Annotated in this window: 24 protein-coding genes, 1 tRNA gene and 1 pseudogene; 16 read left to right on the forward strand and 10 right to left on the reverse strand. The window is 40.5% G+C overall.

The genetic code is table 11. The features are described from left to right. Positions 1–136: 136 nt before the first annotated feature. Positions 137–209 (reverse strand) — tRNA-Ile (locus AACU25_RS05790). A 322-nt stretch (positions 210–531) separates the two neighbouring features. Between AACU25_RS05790 and AACU25_RS05795 the strand changes: the two genes are divergently transcribed. Together AACU25_RS05795 and AACU25_RS05800 are read left to right on the forward strand one after the other, a co-directional pair. Continuing rightward, positions 532–1233: a hypothetical protein gene (locus AACU25_RS05795; RefSeq protein WP_096574307.1), complete on the forward strand. Its 702-nt coding sequence runs from the start codon at positions 532–534 to the stop codon at positions 1231–1233. Between the two features lie 295 nt (positions 1234–1528). Then, positions 1529–2881, forward strand: a complete 1353-nt coding sequence (locus AACU25_RS05800; RefSeq protein ID WP_190445761.1) for a CNNM domain-containing protein — start codon at positions 1529–1531, stop codon at positions 2879–2881. Between the two features lie 103 nt (positions 2882–2984). Here the strand turns inward: AACU25_RS05800 and queC are convergent, their stop codons facing one another. Then, positions 2985–3659, reverse strand: coding sequence for a 7-cyano-7-deazaguanine synthase QueC (queC, locus tag AACU25_RS05805; protein ID WP_190445759.1), 675 nt, complete (start codon positions 3657–3659; stop codon positions 2985–2987). A gap of 589 nt (positions 3660–4248) precedes the next feature. On the opposite strand from queC, the gene AACU25_RS05810 reads away from it, so the two are divergent. The 4 genes from AACU25_RS05810 (at position 4249) to fcmC (ending at position 8258) form a co-directional block, all read left to right on the forward strand. Continuing rightward, entirely contained in the window at positions 4249–5331 is a 1083-nt protein-coding gene (locus tag AACU25_RS05810; protein WP_096574310.1) for a Gfo/Idh/MocA family protein, read from the forward strand. 425 nt (positions 5332–5756) lie between these two features. Further along, positions 5757–6380 (forward strand): DedA family protein, encoded by a 624-nt coding sequence (locus AACU25_RS05815; protein ID WP_096574311.1) that lies wholly within the window; start codon positions 5757–5759, stop codon positions 6378–6380. Between the two features lie 211 nt (positions 6381–6591). Further along, the gene (fcmB, locus tag AACU25_RS05820) at positions 6592–7743 is read left to right on the forward strand and encodes a filament morphology actin-like protein FcmB (protein WP_045869118.1); all 1152 of its coding nucleotides are present in this window, start codon (positions 6592–6594) and stop codon (positions 7741–7743) included. A 5-nt stretch (positions 7744–7748) separates the two neighbouring features. Next, positions 7749–8258: a filament morphology membrane protein FcmC gene (fcmC, locus tag AACU25_RS05825; RefSeq protein WP_096574313.1), complete on the forward strand. Its 510-nt coding sequence runs from the start codon at positions 7749–7751 to the stop codon at positions 8256–8258. Between the two features lie 211 nt (positions 8259–8469). Here the strand turns inward: fcmC and AACU25_RS05830 are convergent. Next, a pseudogene (locus AACU25_RS05830) lies at positions 8470–8897 on the reverse strand (hypothetical protein). 412 nt (positions 8898–9309) lie between these two features. Between AACU25_RS05830 and AACU25_RS05835 the strand changes: the two are divergent. From AACU25_RS05835 to AACU25_RS05850, 4 genes are all read left to right on the forward strand, one after another. Further along, a complete protein-coding gene (locus AACU25_RS05835; RefSeq protein WP_168160956.1) occupies positions 9310–9465 on the forward strand; it encodes a hypothetical protein in 156 nt (51 codons plus the stop codon). 323 nt (positions 9466–9788) lie between these two features. Then, complete coding sequence (locus AACU25_RS05840) at positions 9789–11867, forward strand: thioredoxin domain-containing protein (RefSeq protein ID WP_096574314.1); 2079 nt, start codon at positions 9789–9791, stop codon at positions 11865–11867. A 175-nt stretch (positions 11868–12042) separates the two neighbouring features. Then, positions 12043–12723, forward strand: coding sequence for a molybdenum cofactor guanylyltransferase (locus AACU25_RS05845; RefSeq protein WP_096574315.1), 681 nt, complete (start codon positions 12043–12045; stop codon positions 12721–12723). Positions 12724–13475: 752 nt separating this feature from the next. Then, complete coding sequence (locus AACU25_RS05850) at positions 13476–14375, forward strand: ABC transporter substrate-binding protein (protein ID WP_096583529.1); 900 nt, start codon at positions 13476–13478, stop codon at positions 14373–14375. Between the two features lie 42 nt (positions 14376–14417). Here the strand turns inward: AACU25_RS05850 and AACU25_RS05855 are convergent, their stop codons facing one another. From AACU25_RS05855 to AACU25_RS05885, 7 genes are all read right to left on the reverse strand, one after another. Further along, a complete protein-coding gene (locus AACU25_RS05855; protein ID WP_096574316.1) occupies positions 14418–15365 on the reverse strand; it encodes an FTR1 family iron permease in 948 nt (315 codons plus the stop codon). 126 nt (positions 15366–15491) lie between these two features. After that, positions 15492–15926: a ferritin-like domain-containing protein gene (locus AACU25_RS05860; protein WP_045869458.1), complete on the reverse strand. Its 435-nt coding sequence runs from the start codon at positions 15924–15926 to the stop codon at positions 15492–15494. A gap of 174 nt (positions 15927–16100) precedes the next feature. Continuing rightward, positions 16101–17141 carry a ComEA family DNA-binding protein gene (locus AACU25_RS05865; protein WP_096574317.1) on the reverse strand — a complete coding sequence of 347 codons (1041 nt, stop codon included), beginning with the start codon at positions 17139–17141 and terminating at the stop codon, positions 16101–16103. A gap of 302 nt (positions 17142–17443) precedes the next feature. After that, positions 17444–17638 (reverse strand): hypothetical protein, encoded by a 195-nt coding sequence (locus tag AACU25_RS05870; RefSeq protein WP_096574318.1) that lies wholly within the window; start codon positions 17636–17638, stop codon positions 17444–17446. Positions 17639–17663: 25 nt separating this feature from the next. Continuing rightward, positions 17664–18137 carry a hypothetical protein gene (locus tag AACU25_RS05875; protein ID WP_096574319.1) on the reverse strand — a complete coding sequence of 158 codons (474 nt, stop codon included), beginning with the start codon at positions 18135–18137 and terminating at the stop codon, positions 17664–17666. Positions 18138–18184: 47 nt separating this feature from the next. Then, the gene (locus tag AACU25_RS05880) at positions 18185–18808 is read right to left on the reverse strand and encodes a hypothetical protein (protein ID WP_096574320.1); all 624 of its coding nucleotides are present in this window, start codon (positions 18806–18808) and stop codon (positions 18185–18187) included. Positions 18809–18889: 81 nt separating this feature from the next. Then, positions 18890–19879, reverse strand: coding sequence for a multicopper oxidase domain-containing protein (locus AACU25_RS05885; protein WP_096574321.1), 990 nt, complete (start codon positions 19877–19879; stop codon positions 18890–18892). A gap of 820 nt (positions 19880–20699) precedes the next feature. On the opposite strand from AACU25_RS05885, the gene AACU25_RS05890 reads away from it, so the two are divergent. The 6 genes from AACU25_RS05890 to AACU25_RS05915 all read left to right on the forward strand — a co-directional run bounded on the left by AACU25_RS05890 (position 20700) and on the right by AACU25_RS05915 (position 26948). After that, a complete protein-coding gene (locus AACU25_RS05890; protein WP_096574322.1) occupies positions 20700–21623 on the forward strand; it encodes an energy-coupling factor ABC transporter permease in 924 nt (307 codons plus the stop codon). Continuing rightward, positions 21616–22281, forward strand: a complete 666-nt coding sequence (locus AACU25_RS05895; protein ID WP_096574323.1) for an energy-coupling factor transporter transmembrane component T family protein — start codon at positions 21616–21618, stop codon at positions 22279–22281. The genes AACU25_RS05890 and AACU25_RS05895 overlap by 8 nt, the downstream gene beginning before the upstream one ends. 55 nt (positions 22282–22336) lie before the next feature. Beyond that, positions 22337–23101 (forward strand): energy-coupling factor ABC transporter ATP-binding protein, encoded by a 765-nt coding sequence (locus tag AACU25_RS05900; RefSeq protein ID WP_096574324.1) that lies wholly within the window; start codon positions 22337–22339, stop codon positions 23099–23101. A gap of 597 nt (positions 23102–23698) precedes the next feature. After that, entirely contained in the window at positions 23699–24181 is a 483-nt protein-coding gene (locus tag AACU25_RS05905; RefSeq protein WP_096574325.1) for a hypothetical protein, read from the forward strand. Between the two features lie 680 nt (positions 24182–24861). After that, positions 24862–25518 carry a DUF1361 domain-containing protein gene (locus AACU25_RS05910; protein WP_096574326.1) on the forward strand — a complete coding sequence of 219 codons (657 nt, stop codon included), beginning with the start codon at positions 24862–24864 and terminating at the stop codon, positions 25516–25518. A gap of 257 nt (positions 25519–25775) precedes the next feature. Further along, positions 25776–26948, forward strand: coding sequence for a baeRF3 domain-containing protein (locus tag AACU25_RS05915; protein WP_096574327.1), 1173 nt, complete (start codon positions 25776–25778; stop codon positions 26946–26948). The last annotated feature ends 2 nt before the right edge of the window (positions 26949–26950 follow it).

The following is a 26950-nucleotide window of genomic DNA, read 5'->3' on the forward strand; positions in this document are numbered from 1 at the left end:
GTGTTGAGTACTAAGTGATAAGTAGGTAGTAGTTAGTTAAAACTTAGCTATGAGATTATGGTAGTTTTTCTAGCTCCTAATCCCTAGCCTCTAGCTCCTTAGTAGCTTAGTGCTCAAAACTTAGTCTTAAATTAAATCCAGGGTGCAGGAGTTGAACCTGCCTTGGGCGAATTATGAGTTCGCTGCCTCAACCGCTCGGCCAACCCTGGTCAATTTTTAATTTTAGCGTAACTTTGGTAGCTCGTGTACCCTCGAAGATAGTTTAGCAGATTTTTTTACTACATAATTTGATTATGGAATAGTGCAGACTAATATTGATTAAGTTCTTTTAAGGATTGAGGTCAACGGAAGGCTGAAGTATGAAGTATAAAGTATGAGATTACTTGAATCATCAAGACAAGGGATAAAACGACTTGTAGGCGATACAGAGTTCTGATTTGCTCACAAAATCCTTTAAACTTGAGATTTCTTTAGTCAACAGCTTCAATCGGTTTCAATAAAAGAGAATTATTCTGCAATAGCCTGTCAGCGATGAAAATTAATTCCACTGTACTTCTAACGTTAATTTTGTTAACCCTGATGTTAGGGGCAGGTTCTGTGAGCGCGTTTTGGGGGTTTACTCTAGGGAGTTCAGCACTTAAAGGGGTAACAACACCAGATGGTCGTCCCACAACCAAATTTACCAGTGCTAAGTCCTCTAACTCGCAACCAGGAACCTTAGCGTTATTAAAAGAAGAAGAGATACTAAAAATTGTTAAAGCCAGAATTGAGGGTAAGACCAAAGCTGCTAAATCGGAAAAACTAGAGGAAGATGATGAAGAAACCAACAATAGTAAACAGAAGCCAGAGGAAAAACCCCAGGAAATAGCTGAGGAAAAACCCCAACAAGGATTTCCTATTAATGCTGAAAACAAGGGCGTAACTCTCTCTGTGCAATCTGCTCGCTATTCCGGTGGAGATCTACTATTAAAGGTGAAGATGCAGAATAAAGGCGCTGATTCTGTACGCTTTTTGTATAGTTTTTTAGATGTTACCGATGACAAAGGGCGAACTCTCAGTGCTAGTACAGAGGGTTTACCAGCAGAGTTACCGGCAAATGGCCCAGCCTTTTCAGGCACAGTGAGTATTCCTACCGCTCTACTTGATGATGTGCAAAAGGTTTCACTGGCGCTGACAGATTACCCTGCTCAACAATTAAAGCTAGAAGTTTTGAATATTCCTGTAGCAAAATAAGCGAGACAATTGTGATATGGGGAATTTGAGGTGGGAATTTAAGAGGAAAAGTCTAGTGAGTTGTTAAAAAAGTTTGCTCTGCCAAAAAGAAATCGCAGTAGAGTGCGACAAGTTGTTAGACAACAGAACTGCGAAAATTTGCTTTCAGATAAAACCCAGTTAATCAGCCTTACATAGCTGTAACTGGGGTAGTTGGGCACCAGGGATGGCGAAACAGCGCAACCACTATCCCCAATTCCCGAATCTCAAATTCTCAATTTAAGAGTGGGTGCGTAGTTGTACACGAGCTTTAGCAGTGAGTGGTTTTCCTAGCTTAATTTGGACAGATGTGGGGCTGCGATTGTTATCAGTGCTGCTACTGATTGCCATCAATGCTTTTTTTGTCACAGCTGAATTTTCAATGGTGACAGTGCGGCGATCGCGTATCCATCAGTTAGTCCAAGCTGGTGACATTCCTGCGATCGCTGTGGAAATGTTGCAACGTAGTATTGACCGATTGCTATCTACCACCCAGTTAGGCATTACTCTTTCTAGTTTGGCGCTGGGATGGATCGGTGAAAGTACGATTGTGGTTTTGGTGGATACATGGCTGAAATCCTTGCCGTTACCTGAACGCATGAGTTTGTTAATGGCTCATTCGTTATCTATCCCCATCACATTTTTTTTAATAGCCTATCTGCAAATCGTTTTAGGAGAACTTTGCCCCAAATCTGTAGCGATGCTGTACTCAGAACAGCTATCCAGATTTTTGGGGCCTTCAGTCAAAGCGATCGTGCGTTTTTTCAGTCCCTTCATTTGGATTCTCAACCAATCAAATCACTGGCTGTTAAGACTTTTTGGTATTGAATACACAGGTCAAGGCTGGAGACCACCTGTGACTCCAGAGGAATTGCAGCTGATTATCTCTACAGAACGGGAATCAACTGGGTTACAGCATTCAGAACGCGAACTGCTCAATAACGTCTTTGAATTTGGGGATGTGATGGCGCAAGAGGTGATGATTCCGCGCACCAGCATTGTAGCTTTGCCCAGAGATGCTACCCTTCAAAGATTACTCAAGGAAATGGCTTCTACTGGTCACTCTCGCTATCCCATCATGGGCGAATCTTTAGACGACATTCGCGGCATTATTTACTTTAAAGATTTAGCACAACCTTTGGCGGTGGGAAAATTAACTTTAGAATCACCCATCCAACCGTGGATACGTCCAGCGCGCTTTGTCCCAGAACATACCCCATTAAGTGAACTACTGCCCATGATGCGGCAGGAAAAGCCAGCTATGGTCATGGTAGTGAATGAATTTGGCGGTATTGTGGGATTAGTAACGCTGCAAGATGTAGTAGCGGAAATTATTGGTAGTGCAGGTGTACTTGATAGTGCTGAAGATTTGCTCATTCAAATGTTAAATGAGCAGACATTTCTAGTACAAGCACAAATTAACTTAGAAGACCTCAACCAAGTTTTAGATTTAAACTTGCCTTTAACTAAGGAATATCAAACACTAGGGGGTTTTTTGCTGTATCATCTCCAAAAAATTCCCGCCAAAGGGGAAACCTTCTTATTTGAGAATCTCGAATTTACAGTAGTTTCCGTCATTGGCCCCCGCTTACACCAAATTCAACTCCGCCGCTTGCAACAGGATAAGTGAATTGGGCATAGGGCATTGAGCATTGGGCATTGGTAATTGGTGTTTGTCATTAATTATTTCTCCCCCTGCTCCCTGCCCCCTGCCCCGTTGCTTTTCCCAGTCCCTAAACATAAGCAACTGGGTCTTTCAAGCCTAATTCAGCAAAAGCTGCTAGCCTGAGGCGACAGGAATCACAGACTCCGCAGGCGACATCCGCACCAGCGTAACAAGACCAAGTGAGTTCCCAAGGAACGCCGAGTAGATTACCCAACTGGATAATTTCGGTCTTTTTCAGGTTAATTAAAGGTGCAGCGATGGTAATGGGTTCGCCTTCTCGTCCTTGCTTGGTTCCCAGGCGAAAAACTTCTTGCATCGCTTGGATATAATCAGGGCGACAATCAGGATAACCAGAATAGTCTAAGGCATTGACACCGATGTAAACACGTTGAGCGGCGATCGCTTCGGCGTAGGCGAGGGCAAAACTTAAAAAGATGGTATTCCGGGCTGGTACATAGGTGACAGGAATATTTTGCGACATCTCATCTAGAGAACGTTCTTCTGGTAAATCAATGCTACTGTCTGTCAGGGCAGAACCACCCCATTGCCGTAAGTCGAAATTGACGACCTGATGTTTAACTACTCCAGCTTTTTGCGCTACTAACCGGGCTGACTCTAACTCGCGCTGATGTCGCTGTTGATAATCAAAGGAAAGAGCGTGACACTCATAGCCATCAGCTTTGGCTTGGTAGAGAATTGTGGAAGAGTCTAATCCTCCTGATAACAGAATTACAGCTTTCATCGTGCTTTTAGTTTTGAGATTTTCAATCGCTAAATCTTATTGCTTGAGCCTTTGGACTTCTATTGGCGATCGCATCTCTCTTACGCCCTAAAAATTCAAAGGTCAATATCTACTACTAGTGTCGTGAAAATTCGCTTCACAATCTGCAATAGTTGCAGATAATTATGTAAAAATTATTAAAGTGTATCATTGGTGATCTTTATCAGTAGATTTTTTAAATTTTTCTTCAGGCAAAGTCTCAGTGTAGTACTTTCGTTTTTTCGTAATTTTACTGACACAAAATTATTAACTTCTAATTATCAATCTCTGATTGATGCAAATAATTATTACCTTTAGGTATTACTTAGATTATTAAGTTAATAAAAAGACATCAATTATTTTGTGTAACGTGTAAAAAATATATCAATGGGAGACTGACTATACAAAAGATACTCAGATTGCGGGAACCCATAACAAACTTTGAAATTCTTCATAAATAGAACCTCTATGTTACCATCTGGATGGTTTTAGACGGATCGTCACTGGCAGTTAAGTATAAAGGCCAACGACCGTAGCGTCTCTAAATTTGGTGGTTGAGGAGAGAATCATAGTGCAGGATAGCATGTCAGTAGCAGAACCCAATCTATATACACAGCGCAACCAACCACGACCAATTCGCATAGGCGTGATTGGGGTGGGTAACATGGGGCAACATCACACTAGAGTCTTGAGCTCAATGAAAGATGTTGAACTGGTAGGTGTTTCAGATATTAATGTTGAGCGAGGATTAGAAACCGCTAGCAAATATAAGGTCAAATTTTTTGAAGATTATTGCGATCTTTTGCCCCATGTGGAAGCAGTTTGTATTGCTGTCCCCACCCGCCTACATTACGCCGTAGGCATTAACTGTTTGTTAGCGGGAATTCACGTTTTAATTGAAAAACCAATTGCCGCAAGTATTTCTGAAGCAGAATCTTTGGTTAATGCTGCTGCTGAATCGCAGTGTATTCTCCAAGTAGGTCACATTGAGCGCTTTAATCCGGCATTTCGCGAACTGAGCAAAGTGCTGAAAACTGAGGAATTACTTGCCCTAGAAGCCCACCGCATGAGTCCTTATTCAGACCGCGCTAACGATGTTTCTGTGGTCTTGGATTTAATGATCCATGACATTGACTTACTTCTTGAATTAGCTGCTTCCCCTGTAGTTAAGTTAACTGCTAGTGGTACTCGTGCCCTAGATTCTGGTTATTTAGATTACGTGACTGCTACCTTAGGATTTGCTAATGGGATTGTAGCTACTTTAACTGCCAGCAAAGTGACCCATAGAAAAATTCGTCGGATTGTTGCCCATTGCAAAAATTCATTCACTGAGGCAGATTTTCTCAAGAATGAAATTTTAATTCATCGGCAAACAAATACCAACTCTTTAAACGATCATCGGCAAGTACTTTATCGCCAAGATGGTGTAATTGAGAAAGTGTACACCACTAATATTCAACCTCTCAGCGCAGAGTTAGAACATTTTGTTAACTGTGTACATGGAGGGAATCAACCTTCTGTTGGCGGAGAACAAGCTCTCAAAGCCTTAAGATTAGCTAGTTTAATTGAACAGATGGCTTTGGAAGAGCGGGTTTGGAACCCATTAGATTGGCAATCGGAACCCAGAGTGCAATCACTCACCCCGACAGTCTAAAAATTAAACAAGATTCAAAAGTCAAAAGTCGCAAGATTTTTGACTTTTGTTTTTTGTGTTCACCTTTACTCTTTTAATCCAAATTACCAGTGAAATTTCTAGTTTTACTACCACTAAGTCTAGCTAGGCTCCAGCCAGCACATATAAATTTTTTGATGATTTTTGTGAATCTAAATTCCCAATTTCTCAGTCCGATAATTTTGGCATCTTGACCCTTGAACGCGACTTCGATATCGAACAAACCCTTACAGTCCTAGGGATAGGAGACGACTGTGCTGAAGTAAGCTACGTCCAATTAATGGGGAGCCAATATCAGACTGCTGTAATTAAAGAAAAAAGCTACGCTCTTAAGTTCGGTAAAGTTTAAAAAAGTTAACGCTGAATTTAACCACCACACTGGTGTAGTATTTGCAGGAAGTAACCAAATGCTCGAATGGATAACTAATACTATCAACTCCCTAGGCTATTGGGGAATTGCTCTATTAATGTTTTTAGAAAACCTTTTTCCGCCGATTCCTTCAGAGTTGATTATGCCACTAGCAGGATTTACGGCTAGTCCCTATCAGCCAGGAGGAGCAAAGCTAAATATCTTAGGTGTATTTGTTGCTGGACTGATTGGTTCTGTACTAGGCGCACTCATCTGGTACTACCCAGGAAAATTTTTAAGTGAAAAGCGCTTGAAATCTTTAGCAGACAAACACGGTAAATGGATTTCTATTTCTGGTAAAGATATTACTAAAGCCAACAACTGGTTTCACAAGCAAGGTAATAAAGCTGTATTTATTGGTCGTCTAGTGCCGGGAATTCGTACTTTAATCTCTGTACCGGCAGGGATGAGTAATATGAACTTGCTAAATTTCTTATTTTACACTACCTTAGGTAGCGCTGCTTGGGTAGGTTTGCTAACATACTCAGGATATTTGTTGGGTAGTCAGTATGAACTTGTGGACAAGTACCTTGCTCCTGTATCAAAAATTGTGCTTGGGAGCTTGGTGATCGCATTTTTCATTTGGGTGTTCAAACGTAAGCAAAAAACTACTAGAAAATGACATACATAAGCCTTTGTCCACAAAATTAGGTTTTAAAGATGCCTAAAATTGGCCTACACTATCCCAAATAATGCTAAATTCGCGATCGCCTGACTTAATTTTTTGCGTATTTCTAGCTACACTTGACGCGGCTGGAAATTTTTGGTACCTCCCATTTTTGTAAGATTGAGCAGGATAAGTTTTTACAGTTAAGTTAGGACTAGGAGCTTTTATGACAGACCAACCTTCCGCTGCCACCCCAATGAATGCCGCTGCTATTCCTATGAATAGAGTATCGGCATCTACCCCAATCAACGCTACTACTACTCCTAAGCCCAGTACCTCCTATTCAGGTAAGGCCATTCTCAGCGTTGATTTAGGTAGAACTTCTACTAAAACTTGTGTCAGCCGCGAACCAAACAATGTCGTTTTCGTACCTGCAAACGTCAAGCAAATGTCCATCGAACAGGTACGTGGTGGTGTGTTTGAAGCGCGTGCTACTGACCCTTTAATGGATTTGTGGTTGGAGTACCAAGGTAGTGGCTATGCTGTCGGTCAATTGGCAGCAGACTTTGGCGCTAATTTAGGCGTAGGTCAATCTAAAGTAGAGGATGCACTGGTAAAAGTTTTAGCTAGTGCTGGCTATTTCAAACTCAAAGACGAAATTTCCGTTGTTCTGGGTTTGCCTTTCCTGTCTTTAGAACAGTTTGAAAAAGAAAAAGCACAGTTGATCAGCGCGGTAACCGGGCCTCATGTTTTAAACTTCCGAGGTGAATCCGTCTCACTCAACGTCACTAAGGTTTGGGTAATGCCAGAAGGCTACGGCAGCCTGCTGTGGACGGAAGCTCAACCTCAAAAAGGTGCAACACTTCCTGATTTTACGAAAATTTCAGTTGCAATCGTTGATATCGGTCATCAAACCATCGATTTGCTGATGGTTGATAACTTCCGCTTTGCTCGTGGTGCTTCTAAGAGTGAAGATTTTGGGATGAATAAGTTTTATGAATTAGTTGCTGCTGAAATCGAAGGCGCTGATAGTCAATCTCTAGCATTGATTTCCGCTGTCAATAAACCCAAGGGCGAAAGATTCTACCGTCCCAAAGGTGCCAGCAAGCCTACAAACCTAGATGATTTTCTCCCCAACCTGACAGAAATGTTTTCCCGTGAAATTTGTAGCCGCGTCCTAGCATGGTTGCCAGAGCGGGTTACAGATGTGATTATCACCGGAGGGGGTGGTCAATTCTTCTGGGAAGATGTACAACGTCTACTTAAGGAAGCTAAAATTAACGCTTATTTAGCTGCACCTTCCAGACAAGCCAATGCCTTGGGGCAATATATTTATGGAGAGGCGCAATTATCCGCCGTTCGCTCTTCTAGGGCTTAAAACTGATGTTCCAATGGTCAAAAAAAGTAGTGAAATCGGTCACGTTCAATCCAGGGGTCGCTGATGAAAGTTTGTTGGCGCTTGTAGAAAGCTATTTGGAGAAACAAGTCGATAAAACTTTCAGCGACCTGTGTAAAGAAGCTCTATGGCAGTCTTTATGTGTACCGGAATCAGTAAAACCTATTCCGCAAACAACAACAGCAACAACAGATGCGGTTGAACAACAAATCGGTAAACTGCAAAATCAACTGGCTGACCTTGAGGAACGTTTTTTTGCCAAGGAATCTCATCGCTTGGAGGTAATGGAAAGCCAAATTCTGCAACTTACTCAACAAGTTGCCCATTTGGCTATTATGGTCGCTGAAAGACCAGTGATTCATTATTCTGCTCCAACAACATCAGCCCCAGCAAGCCCAGTAGTGGAAGTAGTAAATAATACATATGTTCCACCTCCACCACCTCAAGAGGTTGATCCCGTCATCAGCCGACTTAGCCAGTTTCTCGATGATTTTTAGAGTCACATCAGGGTTTTGAGCATCTTTTGCCGTTATGTAAAATCCTTAATAGGAAAAACTATTAAGGATTATTAATATTTGTGTAGATTTATATATTCATTTAAAGGATGCGATCGCAGTTGTTCCCGAACTCAGAACGCCATCTTTTTTGTTCTATCAAGGGAATAAACCCATCCCTAATCCATACTGCTCGGTTAACGCAATGTGCAACTTATTCCGTCACAAGACTATCAAACTGTAATGGTTCCAAACCAAACAGACGATTTAGCCAGACACAAACAGTATGAGCCAAGACTTTGCGATTTAAACGACTTGTCAAATGCCACATATCTCTAGCCCACAATTTTTCAATATTAAAGCGATGCCTGCGGCGAGCTACGCTAACGCAAAGTGTACAAAGGTTGAACGGCTTTTCATCTGGGGAAACATTGAGAACCAATGACGGCGAAAGTATTGCCAGATACCTTTATCCGTATCGATACCTTGAAACTCTGCCACAATTTCCATTGTAATTACTTCACTGTCACTTAAAGATGCCTGAAATCCTCGACTACGCATAGGTTTCCCATTGGTCACTTCCTTCAATAAATCATCTACGCAGCAAAATACTGCTGTGATAAAGTCTTCCATAGATAACATTTGTTCCACCCTGGCAAGAGATAACAATCACAATCTCTGGCTTAAGCATAGGGTGGGACTTTCATCTTTGGAAAGTTGCACATCGCGTTACCAGTCCCCAATCCCCAGTCCCTTCTACCGGGCACTTTTTTTCATCGTATGAGTCTGAATACTTATCCCGTAATCACGCTCACCAACCCTAAAATATCAGGGTGTGCTGCAAAACCTTTGTAGCATGGTGTTCACAGAAATCAACATCTTCACCTAGCTGGTGGTTTTTTGTCAGGTGTTGGTAATATTTTAAACATTTTTTAAGATTACCAACTGTAATTATCCGGAATATTTACTAAATTCCGGTAATGCAATAGTACGGGGTGTAGTTAGAGTAACGAATTCTATCTGGAAACGCTGTCCACCGAAAGGGAGACCTGCCATGCTGGAAAAACTTGTGCAAGCCGCCATCATAACTTTCATACTCCACCTAATAGCAGGAATTAACCCAAATACTAGAGTTGAGACAAAAGCAGCCATGCCTATGTCGGAAACACCAGCTTCAATTGTCAGCTTACTGTTTCCCTCTGGGCGCTAAGAAGATTTTGTGAATTACTAAGTACTGGTTTCGCATTCTCTACACTTTTTGCTTCTTGACTTCAGTCACTACTATTACTGCTATACAGTTACCCCTTTAACCAATCTCGCTAATGCTGGATATTGTTAAAGGGGTAATTTGTCTTTATCCATAATTGTTGGCTTGCGAGTGTAATAGTATTTTCCGATACAGTTTCGCAATCATAATTTATAGAGCGATCGCACTACAATCAGCTTGCAAGATTTTGAGGATGAATGTTGTTTTTTCACTCAGGCTTTTGAACGATAGACTGAGCAAAGAAGGCAACTCACTCCCATCCGATCATGACTAATCGTCTTGTTGAAGCTAAGAGTCTCTATCTCCGCAAACACGCTGAGAACCCTATTGATTGGTGGTCTTGGTGTGATGAAGCACTAGCAACTGCAAAGGAAAAGAATCTACCTATCTTTCTTTCTATTGGCTACTCTAGTTGTCACTGGTGTACTGTCATGGAAGGTGAGGCTTTTTCTGACCTAGCTATTGCTGAGTACATGAATGCTAATTTCCTCCCCATCAAAGTAGATAGGGAAGAAAGACCAGATATCGATAGCATTTATATGCAAGCTTTACAAATGATGAGTGGTCAGGGAGGATGGCCATTAAATGCATTTCTCTCTCCCGATGATTTAGTGCCGTTTTACGCTGGTACTTATTTCCCTTTAGAACCGCGTTATGGTCGTCCGGGGTTTTTGCAAGTTTTACAAGCGATTCGGCGCTACTACGATACAGAAAAAAATGATTTACAGCAACGCAAAGCTGTAATTACGGAAGCCCTCCTGACTTCGACTGTGTTGCAAGATGGTACAGGTGGGGATGTTGCAGAAAATGAATTACTCCGCAAAGGTTGGGAAACTTGCACTGCAATAATTACCCCAAACCCATCTGGGAATAGTTTCCCGATGATTCCCTATGGGGAATTAGCACTGCGTTTAAATCGGTTAAATTTTCCATCACGGTATGATGGCGCACAAGTTGTTACTCAACGTGGGCTAGATTTAGCACTGGGAGGTATTTTTGACCATGTGGCTGGTGGTTTTCACCGTTATACTGTTGACTCTACGTGGACAGTACCGCATTTTGAAAAGATGCTCTACGACAATGGTCAGATTGTGGAGTATTTAGCGAATTTGTGGAGTGCAGGAGTAGAAGAACCAGCATTTGAGCGAGCGATCGCTAAAACTGTACAATGGCTCACAAGGGAAATGACTGCTCCTGAAGGTTATTTCTACGCCGCCCAAGATGCTGATAGTTTCACCAACTCCACCGCCATAGAACCAGAGGAAGGTGCGTTTTACGTTTGGAGTTACGGTGAACTAGAAGAACTACTGACAAATGAGGAACTCACGGAATTACAACAGGAATTTACAGTTAGCGCTAATGGTAACTTTGAAGGGCAGATTGTGTTGCAACGGCGACATCCAGGGAAACTGAGTGACACCTTAGAAATCGCTCTACATAAGTTATTTACGGCTAGATACGGTGTAAATGCTGAATCATTAGATACTTTTCCCCCTGCACGCGATAACTTAGAAGCCAAAACTACCAACTGGCCGGGACGCATTCCCTCAGTCACAGATACAAAGATGATTGTGGCGTGGAATAGCTTAATGATTTCTGGTTTAGCAAGGGCTGCGGGAGTATTTCAACAAGCATCATATTTGGAAATAGCAGCAAAAGCGGCAAACTTCATTCTGGTGCATCAGTTCGTTGATGGGCGGTTTCACCGACTGAATTATGAAAATCAACCCCATCTGTTAGCGCAGTCTGAAGATTACGCGTTTTTTATTAAAGCGCTACTAGATTTACACCAAGCTTCTTTGGGAATGGGAAATGTATCTTCCCCCACATTTTGGTTAGAAAAAGCGATCACACTGCAAGATGAATTCAACGAATTCCTCTGGAGTTTAGAATTAGGTGGCTACTACAACGCCGCAATTGATGCGAGTCAAGATTTAATTGTCCGCGAACGCAGTTATGCAGATAATGCTACACCCTCAGCCAACGGTATTGCGATCGCTAATCTTGTGCGTCTCACTTTACTTACTGATAATCTGGATTATCTAAATTTAGCTGAACAAGGTTTAAAAGCTTTTCGGAGTGTGATGAGTAGTGCTACTCAAGCTTGTCCCAGTTTATTTACAGCTTTAGATTGGTATCGCAATTCTACTTTGATTCGCACTACCAATACTGAACATATCAAGTCTTTAATTCCCAAGCATTTGCCTACAGTGGTGTTTGCCGCAGTATCAAATTTGCCAGAAAACAGTATTGGCTTAGTTTGCCAAGGTTTGAAATGCCTTGCACCAGCAGAAAGCGTAGAACAAATGTGGCAACAAGTGCAGCAGAGTCAGAGTAGGGGATAGGGATAAGGGAGATGAGGAGGATGAGGGAGAAAAGGCGACAAGGGGACAAGGGGACAAGGAGAAAGCCCAATTACCAATTACCAATTACCAATTACCCATTACCAATTACCCATTACCAATTACCCATTACCAATTACCCATTACCCATTACCCATTACCCATTACCAAATGCCCCATGCCCCATGCCCCATGCCCAAACACCAAATTAACAGCAATTGTGCTTGCGGGTGGTCAAAGTTCGCGGATGGGTGAGGATAAAGCCTTGCTCAAAATTCAAGGAATACCTTTGTTAGAGAGTGTTTGTACCATTGCTCAAGCTTGCGCTGATACCGTTTATATAGTTACTCCCTGGCCAGAACGCTATCAACACTTGCTTCTCCCTGATTGTAAATTTATCCAAGAATCCCCCTCATCCCCAGTCCCCAGTCCCCAGTCCCCAATCCCCAGTCCCCAATCCCCAGTACCCAATCCCCAGTCCCCAATCCCTAATCCCCAACCCCACGGCCCCTTAGTCGGATTCGCCCAAGGACTAGCGCAGGTGCAAACAGATTGGGTGTTGTTGCTGGCTTGCGATTTACCTAAGTTAAGGGTTGAGGCGTTGCAAGAGTGGATAGCTAGATTAGATACTGTGGGAGATGATGCGATCGCAGCTTTGGCTCATCATGCTAAAGGATGGGAACCTCTGTGTGGTTTTTATCGCCAAAGATGTTTACCACAACTCTTAGAGTTTATCAATCAAGGTGGGCGTTCATTTCAACAGTGGTTGAAGCAAAATTCTGTGCAAGTTTTGCCTTTGCTGGAACCAGAAATGCTGTTTAACTGTAATACTCCAGAAGATGTGTGGAAAGTTAACTAAATTCCCATGTGCGTGATAGCTGCTTCTTTGTTCCCGCACTCTTGATGAATGTGAAGTATAAAGTATAAAAATTTCTACCTTCGATAGCAGAAATCAAGACTTGATGAAGTATTTTTTTAAGTAAAATAATTTACTATAAACTATCTATGATTTCTAAATATTTGTTCTTGTATGAACAATATTTTAACTACTTATTAACCTATATTAAATATAGTATTTCTCAATAAACCTTGTATAGTTACTGGCGAGTAGCACTGTCACACCTGATTCAGGATTTTTGGCTAGTGTTATTACTCGTCTTTTTTTATTTATACTAAAATGTATAATACATTACAGAAATATTGAGAATATGTTGATTGCTTCTGTCTTAATTTATAAGATATATAATTTGTATCTATAGATTTCATTGAATTTTACATAGTAAATTTTAGGATACTCATCAAATTTAAATTTAAAATTATTTACTAATATCAATTTAAAAAAAGAATGCGACAGACTGTAGGGGCAAGATATTGCCTTGTCCTCTAGAATATTCTTGATGTGTCGCAAACATTATTTGATTTGGTAGAAGTTATTTAAACACCAATAGGACTTATGTAACTGGCACAGTGATACTCTGGCATAAGAGTCAAGGGTCAAGGGTCAAAAATTTAGGTTTTTTGGACTCTTGACATTTGACCCTTGACAAACATCAACGAAAACAATATGACACTTGCGTAAGTCCTAACCAATATAATTACTAAGGATTCATGATGCTTCGTCGTTGGATATTATCTACTTTAGCAATTTTGCTAAGTATCTTTTTGTTTGCTTGCAATTCTGCAAATATTCAGCAGCCATTGGATAAATCAACTGCTAACTCTAATTCTCAAGCGTTAGCAAAAGTATCAGCAAAAAGAGTTGTGGCGCTATCTTCATTATCTGCTGATATTATTTATCAACTTGATAAAACTAAATTAGTAGGTATTACTGGTAGCAAATTATTTAAAGATAACCCCAATTTTGCTAATATCCCCCGTGTGAGTGAAGGTCAAACTCCTCCTAATTTAGAAAAAATTATCGCTTTACAGCCAGATTTAGTAATTGGTGCAGAAGGCTTTTCTAATCAGCCGATTGAGAAACTCAAGCAACTGGGAATTTCTACTATTCTCACCCAAGTTAATAGTTGGGAATCTCTAGAAAAATTGACACAAAAACTTGCTGAGTTAATTGATGTAGATCCTCAGCCTTTATTAAATCGCTACCAAAGCTTTTTAGCAGATAAACCAACTCATAACCCTTCAACTTTGGTGCTTGTTAGCCGTCAACCAATTCTTGCTCCTAATAAAAATAGTTGGGCTGGAGATTTACTCGCTAAATTTGATGCTAAAAACTTAGTTGCAGACTTTCAGGGTAAAAGTCCTATTGGTGGGTATGTGACGCTTTCGGCTGAAAAAGTTTTGGAGGCAAATCCAGATGTTTTAATTGTTGTTAATAGTACAGACCCTCAACTTTTAAATTCTTTGAAAAAAGAAGCTTTTTGGCAGCAATTACAAGCAACTAAAAATAATCGAGTGTATAGTTTTGATTATTATGGTTTGGTCAATCCTGGCAGTATAGATGCAATTCAAAAAGCTTGTCAGAAACTCACACAAGTTTTATCTTCATCATGAATTATTAATGGTGCGTTATGCTGAAAATAACGCACCCTAATTTTATTGTACAGAGCGCAAATTCTTAGTAGCTTGATCAGAAGAATTACCTGTGATACTGCGGAAGTAAAGACCACCAACTGTCAACAAAAATGTTAAATAGCCTACTGCTTGCACAAGATAGAGATTATCTCTATAGCCAAACAAAGACTTGATAATAATGCCGGGGAATTGTTCATCGGGCAAGATTTTAGAAGTATTTAAAACCATTGGTCCTAAAATGCAAGAGTGAATTTTAGTAAAGCGCTCGTAGTAAAAACAAAAGCTTTCTGTAGCGCGGCTACTGAGTGCTAAATTAGCAACGCCATCGTCAAAATGTTTCAACGCAGAAACTACTAATCCTGCAACTATCAAAACTAATAAAACGCCCATAACTTGGAAAAATTGGCGAATATTAATTTTGACACCCCATTTAAACAAGAGTACACCAATCACTACTGCTGATAATAAACCACCAATGGCACCCAACGCAGGCATAAATCCTTGTTGAAAATTAGCAGCAATAAATAAAACAGTTTCAAAACCTTCGCGAATTACTGCAATTAAAATTAATGTAAAAACACCCCAACCTGCATTTGAGTTTTGTGTTAGCGCTTCGGTAACCGCACCCTCAACTGTCGCTTTCATAAATCTGGCTTGTTTCGTCATCCAGATTAGCATCCAACTGAGCATGACTATTGCCAAAACACTAAAAGTGCCTTCCATTATTGGCTCAACTACCGAAGTATATTGAGGATTAATTGCGCCTAAGATTTGAATTAACCAAGTAAAAATTACACCTATAAGCGCGCTTAAAACAACACCAACACCAACACCCGCATATACCCAAGAATTGAGTCGAGATTGTTTGGCTTTTTTCAGCAAAGCCAGCACAATTCCCACTACGAGAGCAGCTTCTACTCCTTCTCTGAGCGTAATTACAAAAGTAGGTAAGGCAGTACTAAAATTCATTATTTGTCCTTTGTCCTCTCTTACAAAGTTCTGATCGCCGGAAGCCGGCGCTCCGACTTTGCGCTTCGTCCTTCGTCATTAGTCATTAGTCTTTAGCAATAACTAGTGACTAATGACTAACGACAATTAACTAAAATCGCGTAACATTTTTTTCAATTCAAGATTATGCATCTCTTCTTGACCAATCATGCCACGGGCAAACTCTTCTAAATAAATGCTGGCATTTGTGACAGTATCTAAAAGAGCCTTATATAAATCTAGCGCTTTCTTTTCGTGGGATAAGCTTTCTGCCAAGATATCTTTGACTGAATGCTTGTAGGTTTCTTCCATTGGGGCGATTTTCAATGAAGGATGTCCATCTAAACCCGTCAGAATTTCTCCTACTTGTTGAGCATGAAGTAACGATTCACTAGCTTGTGCTTTGAAAAAAGCCACGATTGGTAGGCGATTAGGGCCAGTTACCATCAGGGAATAATGTGTATAACGCACTACTCCTGCTAGTTCAAATTCCATGATGGCGTTGAGTAGATCAATGGTCTTTTTTTGGTCAAGTTCTTGCATCAGTTGTTAATTTCAGCAAAGGTTACGAATGTAGAGTAATGAGAAATGAGTTAGAAGTTATACTTTTTTGAAGTGTTAAAAGTTGAAACGAGCTTCACTTTTAACTTCTAAATATTTCCTCACTATTCACTCATTTTAAACTCGTCTATCTACATCTCCAATCCGGCAGAATTGCTATTGTTGTGCTTGGGTGCTAGTTTTGTCAATTACTATTTGCGAGTTTTGCTCAATGGTTTTGATTAGCTTGGTGACATCTTCAGGCGTTTTCACTGGGTTTGCTGGTGGGATAGCTGCGGGCCAAACTTTGACTAAGTCAGCAAAACTTGCTTCTATTGCTTTATTGGCTTCCGGGCTGGTTTGGGTTACCTGGCTAGCAATGCTCTTATATAAGTCATTAGCGTAGACGACAAAGCCACGAGAATCTTGATATTCGATTGCAGCTGCTATTTTACCGTTAGCGATCGCAGCTCCATATTCTGAGTTAGCTGCATCCAATAAGCCATTAATTACCTGGAGTACGAATCCTGGCTTGGAACGTTGCGCTTCTGGTAAAGTTGCGATCGCGCCATCTACGGCTTGCACAGAAGTAGTAAAATCTGTTTTCAGTTTGGGATTTTTGGGATTAGATTTGACTAAATCTTGCAAACTCACCAAAGTAGTCTTAAATTCTTTGACCTTGCGTTCGTTTAATTGCTCTTCCACATCAACATAAATTTCCTCAACTGGATGTCCAATATGAGGTTCAGCCTGTTTAGGTTGATTTTGATCTAAAAGTTCTTTTGCTACTAAAAGATGTCCCTTCATTAACCCCAATTTGGTCATGTAATCAACATCTTTCGCCTCACCTGTGAGTACGACTTCTTGCACAGTTACCATATCTTTGATCTGGTCAAACTGTTCTTGAGTAATTACCTTTTTGCTTACCAAATCCTCTGGAGTTGCATAGGGACGGCTGGCTTGAATTTTGTTTGATAACGCCGGCACCCCTAGCTTGGCTTCAAACTTATCTAACTCAGACAAGATAGCAGTATTGATATTAATTTTTGTTTTGCTACCGTGATTGCTATGGCTTCCTGCTTCCGTAACTTGGGTAGTGGAGCTAGTTGCAACTGGTGCGGGTGCATTACTAGCAGTTGGCGTAGTATTATTACAAGAACTGAGAGAAACGATAGCACAAGCAGAAATAGCCAAGCAGAGATAGCGGAATTTAATCATTGTTGCTCCTCAAAAGTTTTCCAGCCGATAATTTAATGAGTTCCAGGGTTTATCAAAATCTATTGATAGTATTTTTTATTAGGTATTATTTTGATTTATCACAAATGCAATCTTTTATCAACTAACAGACAAGATTGCGATTGTATTTTAAGGGTTTTTACAGCTTTGATTGGTAATTTTTCTCGCCAATGCAATGTATTATGGGGTTTCCCAGGTAAAAGCCTGGGAATGCTAAAATTAAAACACAAGAAAATCTAATCAGACTCCGTATTAGCTATCATTCTTGATGCTGTATGGGGTCTTTACTTTACAGAATTATGGGCAATATGTCCGTCTAATTGCAAAGATTTGACGTGATAACCTTGGAATTTTGGCTTTTGACTCACGCGAATCATTGCTGTGGGATAAGTAGCAGCTAATAGGCTAAAAACTCCCACCAACATCCAAATATATTTGTGCATTTCTCGGCGGGAAATCCGGCTTTTTTGTGTTTCCATAACTTCAAGTTTCCTTAACTTGTAATTAACTCAACGGTAGGTAGGGAAATAAGGGATGCCAACTCATAGCAGCAGCAGCAATAATTAAGGTAGACATCCAAAAAAATATGGTTCTGGGTTGAATTTTCTTGTTATTCCATAACACAGAAAGAATAAACCAACTCACCAGCCAGGCTATCAACAACATTGTTTCTTTGCCTGTATAACTACCAATATTTCCCCATAATTTGCTGGGGTTATGACTTCCTGGTATCCAACTACCAAGATTCCAAACCATATTTTCGATATCTTTCGAGGTATCAGATAAGTGATGAGTAACCATCATCGTAAAACATCCAATACCCACACTTAAAAAAGCTGCTGCTGCTGGCCCATAAACTGTTGGGGGATTATTTGAACCTGCAGCTAAAATTCTGGGAAAACCTTTTAATGTTTCCCAAATTTGACTGTATAAAGGTTCAGATTGTAATTCCTGGCTACGATATCTTGTTCTACTCATTTAACCATCCTTAACGTCAATCATTGATTGCATCTTGGTACTTGCTTTTACAAAGCATGGATTTTCGCAACACCAAGTCCTGTCACTAATCCACCCATAGAAAAAAACATCATCGCCATTAAAGCTACACAAGTAGCTGTCAAAATTGGACGATTTTGCTTTTCTAAAATCGAGTCACCATACTTCCACAAAACCCAAGTACAAGCTACTCCTAATGGCAGAGTAAACAGAACACTAAATTCGTGATATTCCATTAATACGTATTGCGTTAATGGCGAGTTTTCTTTCAGCCAAGCGCGCGCACCGCCAAATTCTAAACCTGCACGATAACGCATATATGCCAGGTTACCTGTAGCGATCCCCAAAAAAGTAATTACACTCGACCAAAAAGTCAGAGTACGCATTTGAGGCAGAATATTACTAACTCCTCGCAATAAAGGAAAAGCTAAATGTCCTGTGTAAACAGCAACAACTGTTGCTAATAATGCACCACAACCATGAATTGTCCCCATCCATCTTTGCCAAGGACTAGGATGCAATAAATTCATGAATGGCAAAAACAAAAATATTCCAGCAGATAAAATGCTTAATCCATAAACAGCGACTTGTGCAATATCTAGCTGTCGTGGAAACTGACTGGAACCAGAATCAACTTGTGAATCTAACGCCATAAGCAACACCTGGTAATTCAAAAATGGCTGTTGACTTTAAATCTCAACAGCAAAAAAACTTGATACAATCACTAAAGATTGCTAAATCACTTCAAATACACCCATACAACCGTTTTCTGCGATCGCATCTTGATGGGGATGAAACATATATTTCCCTGGATAGCGAAACGCAAATTCTAAGATGTGCCTTTCAGCTACACCCATCGTGATCACATCAGCTTTCTCGCTAGGAGTCATCGTCATACCAGTACGATAGACATCAAAGAAATTGGCATGAAGATGAAATGTCACTGCTGGGTCATATTCGATGATGTTGAGGACATAAAGCCGAATTAACTGATCTTTGTAAATTCGGATGGGATTGTCCATGTAGTGATGAGGTAAACCATTGAAAGCGTAATATTCATTACGGCTATCGTCATTAACGTCATACCCAGCCATTACCAACACAATTTCATCGGCTGGCGGACGTGGTTTTGGGGGATCGATGATAAACATCCCATATAGCCCCTTAGCAATGTGACGGGTAACTGGCTCAATATGGCAGTGATATAAATGAACGCCGTAGGGTTCAGCATCAAATTCATAAATTGTCGCACTCCCATTACTCACAGGGCGAATACCATCCATATCTGATGAATGAACCCCATGAAAGTGTAAAGAATGAGAATGTCCTGCCTTATTGAGAAATAATATCCGTACTCGTTCGCCTTGTTTGACGCGTAGTGTTGGCCCTGGTATGTGACCGTTTAAATCCCAAATGTTATAGGAAACAGCACTATTAAGCTGGATGACAGAAGTACCCGCAGTTAACTGAAACTCTCGGATAGTGCGTCCATTTTCTTTTTTCAACGTCCCATAATCGAAATTTCTTAGCATCTTCATGGGTTGAGTAACGCCTTCAGATGCAGCAATTTCTAGGGGTGGCACTTTGACGATTGACTGACTATTGACACTCGCCGCGTGCCACAAGGCCGCTGCTCCCGCCATACAAGTACCACCTAAACCCAGCTTCAGTAACTGACGACGGCCCCAAAGTTGTTCTTTTCCCAAAGCTAAGTTGTTGGGCATGACATTAAATAACGGTTAGCGCTAGAATAGAAAGTTGCAAATATTTTGCAATTACTCTTGGTATATTAGAGTGATTAAGAATTATTGTCAATAAATTAGTAAATCTTTTCTCATCAATAATCGCTGCCACTTTTTGGTGGATGTCAGAATTTTTTGACTTTTAGCTATAGATAAATTGGCGTTAGCAAAAACGCAAAATAGTTTGTGGCATACCAGTGAATTGCTACACACCACTTAATTAGCCAAGATTAATAAATTAAATTTTATTAAAAAATTTTAAAATATATTTAGAAAATTATTTTTATAATTCCTGCATAGCTTTTAACTGATTGACTGCTCAAAGATTGGCTCACTATGTGTTATTAAATACTATTGCTGCGAAAAGTAGCAAATTTAGTGATGAGACAGAATTAAATATCACTAATTTGTCTTATGAGAATTGTTGGCTAGAAAAATAAATTTATTTTTAGCTTTCGTTTTTTACCGTAGATAGATATCAAATTAATTTGCATCTAATCATAGATATATATAAATATTTGTCAATTGAGCAAAAGCGTAGATTCCAGGTTTAGCATCTATCGACAGCTTATTTTCACTAATTTTAGTATTTAATTGAAAAATAAAATTAATAAAAGTTGATATATTAAAAAATAAGTATATTATTTAACGTATATTGTATTGTCAATCTGTCGAAAGTATCAGGATAAAATCCCCCAAGAGGGCATTGCAAAAAGGGGAAGTTTTCTGCTTTTTATTAATTTAATGCCGCAATTACATGACGTAATTTGTGTGAATCAAAACATCATACACGGGGCAAATCATGCATATTCCTGATGGATTTGTTTCTATACCCGTAGCAGGTGCTACGGGTATAGCGAGTGCGGCAGCACTCTTAATTGCATTGAGGCGATCGCAAGACGCTTTTGGGGTACGCCGCGCTCCAGTACTGGGTTTAACTACAGCTTTTATTTTTGCTGCCCAGATGGTTAACTTTCCTGTCGCCGGGGGGACTAGTGGACATTTATTAGGAGGAACCTTAGCAGCAGTTATTTTAGGCAGTCCTTGGGCTGGAGCATTATGCATCGCGACGGTCTTAATTATCCAAGCGGTGCTGTTTGCAGATGGAGGAATTACAGCCTTAGGTGCAAATATTTTGAATATGGCCTTTATTGGTGTTTGGGTTGGTTGGGGGTTAACTCAAACTTTGCAAAGGCTTTTAGGAGGGTCGAAACAGCGCTTACCTTTAGCGGCTGGGATTGCAGCTGGTATCAGCGTAGTAGTAGCAGCTATAGCTTGTGCCTTGGAGTTAGCGCTTTCTGGAACTGCATCGATAGCTGTAGTTTTACCAGCCATGACTGGTACTCATATTCTGATTGGCATTGGTGAAGGGCTAATTACGGGTAGTGTGTTAGTTTACCTCGCTAGACAGAGACCAGATTTATTACCCGGGGAACAGCAGCAATTTCGCGGTTGGTCGGTACCAGTTGTTAGTATTTTTTTAGTGGCGGGTGTCCTGTCACTTTTTGCCTCAGCTTGGCCAGATGGCTTAGAAAGAGTTGCCGAAAACTTAGGCTTTATTAACTTATCCGAAAAAGTAAGGGTAATTGTGCCTACACCCTTAGCTGATTACGGTATCCAAGGTTTGGGAACAATAGGCACCAGTATCGCTGGGCTAGTAGGAGCTGCAGTTTGCTTTGCTGTCGCCTTTGGCATAGCCAAGGTGGTGAGACCGAATAATGCTTAACATCTCCCTACCATTACGTCTGCAACTGTCGCTAGTGATTGTGATTGGCGCAGCATTATTAAAGCATCATGCTTGGCCTTACTTGGCTGTATATGGTGCGATCGCACTTTTTTGGGCCTGGTTGTTGCGCGTACATCTTCCTCATCTGGGAAAATTACTCGGTACAGAGTTGCTGTTTTTATCCTTGCTGGCTTTGCCTTTGGGGTGGGAACGAGCAAGCTTTTTGCTGGTTCGTTCTGTAATCTGTTTAATTGTGATGAATAGTTTCTTGTTAACTTTACCTGCTCATAGTTTCGGCATTGCGCTGAAAAGCTTACCTTTACCATTACCTTTAAAGGAGAATTTGCTATTAGCTGGACAATATCTAGAAATTTTATTGTCAGAAGTCACAAGAATGCAGCGCAGCGCTCAATTGCGCGGTCTTAATGGTTCTGCTGGCTGGCTGCGTTACGCTAGTGCAGCGATGATTGGAGCCTTATATCTCCGGAGCTTAGAACGGGCAGAACGAGTTTACACCGCAATGATCGCTCGTGGTTACAACGGTCAGTTACCAATAGACTCAGGATTAAGACCAAAAGAGAGGCTGGCTTTGTTAGCAGCTTGTGCGATCGCGGCTTGTTTAACCATTAGTTCCTACCAGTTAACAGTCAACATTTAACAGTTAACTATTAACTGTTAGTAACAGCGCAGTTGTGAATTTCGAGTTGTGAATTTTGAAATCTTTAACATCTAATCCCCAATCTCCAACCCATCACCCTCACCCGGCTGCGGTAGAGGTGCAAAACTTGGTATACGCCTATCCCAATCAAGAACCAGTATTGCGCGATATTTCTTTTACATTAAAAGCAGGCGATCGCGTGGCTTTGATGGGAGCCACTGGTTCAGGAAAAAGCACTTTGCTAGAGAATCTCATTGGCTTAAAACAACCACAAAGCGGGAGAATTTGCATTAATGGCATTCCCGTAGAACCTAAAACTCTATCCCAAGTGCGTCGTCACATTGGCTTTGCTTTTCAAGATGCCAATGACCAATTATTTATGCCCACCATCTTAGAAGATATTACCTTTGGGCCACGTAATTATGGTGTTTCCCCAGCATTAGCAATTGATCGCGCGCGTCAGTTGTTAGCTGATTTTGGCTTAGAAGCCTATGCCAACCGTTCAGCGCATCAACTTTCAGGTGGACAAAGACGCTTGGCAGCCCTCGCCGCAATTTTAGCTCTAGAGCCGGCAATTTTGATTTTAGATGAGCCTACTAACGGTCTCGATCCAGCATGGCGGCGGCATTTAGCACAGGTGTTATTAAAATTGCCAGTACAAGTAATATTAATTGCTTCCCATGACCTCCATTGGTTGGGTAAAGTTACTCAACGCGCTTTGGTACTGGCTGGAGGTCAGATTCCCATAGACAGAGAGATTCAGCCACTTTTAAAAGATGGCGATACCTTAGATCGGTTAGGTTTGCCAGTAGATTGGTAAGCTTTTACGCATTTAATTTGCATAAGGGACTTCCAAATAAAAAAATATCCCAGTATTTATTGTGGGGTGGACATCTTGTCCGCCCAGTTTATGTGGCGGGCAAGATGCCCGCCCCACAAGATGGAATAATTTATTTCTTGGAAATCCCTAACTACTCATTAGGATTGTCCAGAGTCAAGGGTCAAAAGTCCAAGTTTAGCCTTGACTCTGGAACGCCAGTTCATTCAACCGAGGGAACTTCCCGACGTGACTGGCTCCTCTTGACCTTTGACGACCTAAACAAGAAAATCTGCAATTTAGATGTGCATCAGCTTAATTCACTAATCAAAGCGGGATGTAGTTATTCCCGCTTTTTGCCGTTGAGTCTAATTGAGGATTAGAAAACAGTCCCTAGCCCTTCGCCCCTAGTAGTCTGTCAAGAAATAATTGACGGATAGATTTCTGTAGAGACGGCGATTTATCGCGTCTCTCTAACAGTCAAAATGAATTTGACAGACCACTAGTCCAGTAACGTAATCAAGTAACCGATTTAAGTCACAACAAGACTGTGGCAATATTGGGTACTATTATTGGGATTTTACTGCTAGTGGTGAGTTAATGTTTATTTTACGTAAATATACTGTTATTGTTCCTGTTAGCTTGACTATTGCGTTGTTAATGGCTGGATGCAATGAGAATAAAGCTTCTCAATGCCAGCGACTAATTCAAGCGGTAAACGAAGGTAATTCTCTGATTGATAAGAAAAAAGGACAGCAAGTAATTACCAGCGTGCAACTATCTAAAGATTTACAAGCTGTAACTAAATCTATAGAAGACTTAAACTTAAAAGATCCCAAGTTACAAGAATTTCAAGGCAAATTTGCCCAGGTGTTCCGGAATTTAAGTCAAGCGATCGCCAAAGCAGCTCAAGCACTTGGTTCAGCTAAAACAGCCGAAGCCTCAGAAGCAGGGAGAGAAAAGCTGCAAAAAGCCAGAACACAAATTGACACAGCACTAACAGCTGCAGCTAAAACTGCTGGCAAGGAATCTGATAAGTTAGTAGGCGATCTGAATAAATACTGTAGTCAGCCTGAAAATTGATTTTTCATTTTCACTGAACTAGCAGAAGAGGGAGAAGAAGACACAAGGAAATAATTCTCCCTTTTCTTGTATTCTCTGCTTTCTATGTTTAACAGCTAAAGAAAAAGATATACAGCGTTTTATCAATAATGTTTGCGATCTATATCTTGGGAGAGGCATACAAATGTATGCCTCTACAGTTATTCCAGGTATCGTATTTTTTTGTCACCAGATATAAAAGCTATAACTGTGCGCCATGACAATAATCTCTAAATCTTGTTGGCGTAGCCTTTCGTAAATCAGGTGAAATCTGCTGTATCTAGAAATAGCAGCTTTTCTAATATGTATTTTTTCTTAAAAAATGTGCTTTTTATAACCACTAATATTTATAAATGCTTAAGATTTCCCACTCATGTTTTTCTAGTTATACTAGTGGATTAGTCCGATTAATAACTAAATGAGACATTAGTAGGACTGGTAACACCTCATATGTAAGTTAAAATCACTCTGTAATCTCTTCACCAAATACCCAGTATTTAGTTCTTACAAAGAAAATTACCTTATTTGGAGTTTCAATAAATAGATTTCATGAGGCTGGGGCATAAAAACTTTATTTCATCTTGGGAGTGGTGACAATCACTCAATTAATTTAACAGTATAGAGTAAACCAACATTAATTAAACGATTGCGAGATAGTGCTTATGAAAACAGAATTAGTTGAATTGCTCATCAAACTAGTACATATATTACGAATTAACATGAGATGGATGACCTGGAATCTATTTCTAGCTTTCATCCCATTGGCTTTGAGCGTTTGGCTATTTCGCAGAAATCGCGGTAGAAGTTGGGTTTGGTGGCTAGGATTTCTAGTTTTCTATGCTTTTCTACCAAATGCGCCCTATTTATTAACAGATGTCATTCACTTGATAGATGATATCCGCACCATTCAATCAGTGTGGGTTATTACATTAGTGTTAATTCCGCTCTATATTTTAGTAATTTTCGCTGGATTTGAAGCGTACGTCGTATCTTTAATTAATTTAGGCTACTATTTACACCGGATTGGAAAAAGCCAGTGGATTTTATGGGTTGAGTTGATTACCCATGCGCTATCTGCTGTTGGTATTTACTGGGGAAGGTTCTTGCGTTTCAATAGTTGGGATTTTATTACACAGCCAGATACATTGCTCACCATAGCTGTAGAGGAAACTTTAGGTAAACAGCCTCTAGTGATTATTGCCATCACCTTTGTCATCCTGATAGGTTTGTACGCCATCATGAAACGAGTAACTTTAGGCTGGGTTCAACAACGGAATATCCCTATACCCATGAATTCGCAACAGACTAAAAATGGATGAGGGAGATGAGGCAAGGGAGCAGGGAGCAGGGAGAGGAATTCCTATTACCCATTAGCAATTACCCATTACCCTTTCCCCCACAAAATATACTCCCCTCGTAAGTCCACAGAAAGATGAAACTTTACCCTCCTTGACGTGAAATAAGTCCAGATTCAAGGATTGTGGCTGCAAAAGCTGCATCAAAAAAAGATGAAATCAGTTCTTTGAATGTATGGTGCTGATGTCATTGTCTGGTCACGTTGCTAGGAGGGATATTTATGCAAATAATTTCTAGAGAAGAAATCAAGCCACTGCTAGAACAGCCTAAGGGAAATTGTGTTTCTATTTATATGCCAGCGCACCCAGCCGTGCCAGAAGTGCGACAAGATCCAATAAGGTTTAAAAATTTAATTAAAGAAGCTGAAGCACGTTTGGTTGATGCGGGTTTGGAACCCCAAGAAGCAACGAAATTGTTGCAAAAAGCTATTGACCTTGATACCCCAGCATTTTGGGAACAAATGGGAGAGCCAGGACTGGCAATTTTTATTTCTGAAGACTTCTTTCGTTACTATCCCTTACCAATCAATTTTCAAGAGTTGGTTGTAGTTACAGATAGATTCCATATTAAGCCACTGCTACCAATTTTAAATGGTAATGGTCGGTTCTATGTTTTGGCTCTGAGTCAACAAGATGTGAGGTTTTTTGAGGGAACACGCTACACAATTAATGAGATAGAAGTAGAAAATATGCCTAAAAGCGTCGATGAAGCTCTACAAAGAGATGAAACGGCGAAAGAGGGTCAATTTCGGATTGCTTCTTCTAAAGGTGGCACAGCTAATACTTTTGTACAACCCGGTGAATTTCACGGACAGGGAAGTCCTGACAGGGATCAGCACCAAGAAGAAATTCGCCAATTCTTTTACATAATTGATCAAGCATTACACGAGAAACTTCGAGAAGAAGCAGCACCTTTAGTTCTAGCTGGCGTAGAGTATCTTTTACCTTTGTACAGACAAGCCAATTCCTATCAACATTTAATGCCAGAAGGGATTACTGGTAATCCAGAAGTTCTCTCGGCTCAGGAGTTACACGAGCAAGCTTGGCCAATTGTTGAAGCTGATTTTCAAAAGTCACAACAAGAATTTGTAGAACGTTTTCAGCAGCTATTTGGTGGTGATACTGGCAAAGCTAGCAACGATTTACAACAAATCATTCCCGCCGCTTATTACCAGCGAGTCGATTCACTCTTAGTTGCAGTTGGTCAGCAGCAATGGGGTTTGTTTGATCCTGGTTCGGAAACAGTGTATTTGCACGACGAGAAAGAAACTGGCGATGAAGATTTGTTAGATTTGGTTGCTACTCATACCTTGTTAAACGGTGGTACTGTTTACGCCGTTCCTCCAGAACAAATTCCTTACAGCACTCCTGTTGCAGCTATTTTCCGATATTGATG

The organism is Tolypothrix tenuis PCC 7101, assembly GCF_963874875.1.
Classification (GTDB): Bacteria; Cyanobacteriota; Cyanobacteriia; order Cyanobacteriales; family Nostocaceae; genus Aulosira; species Aulosira tenue.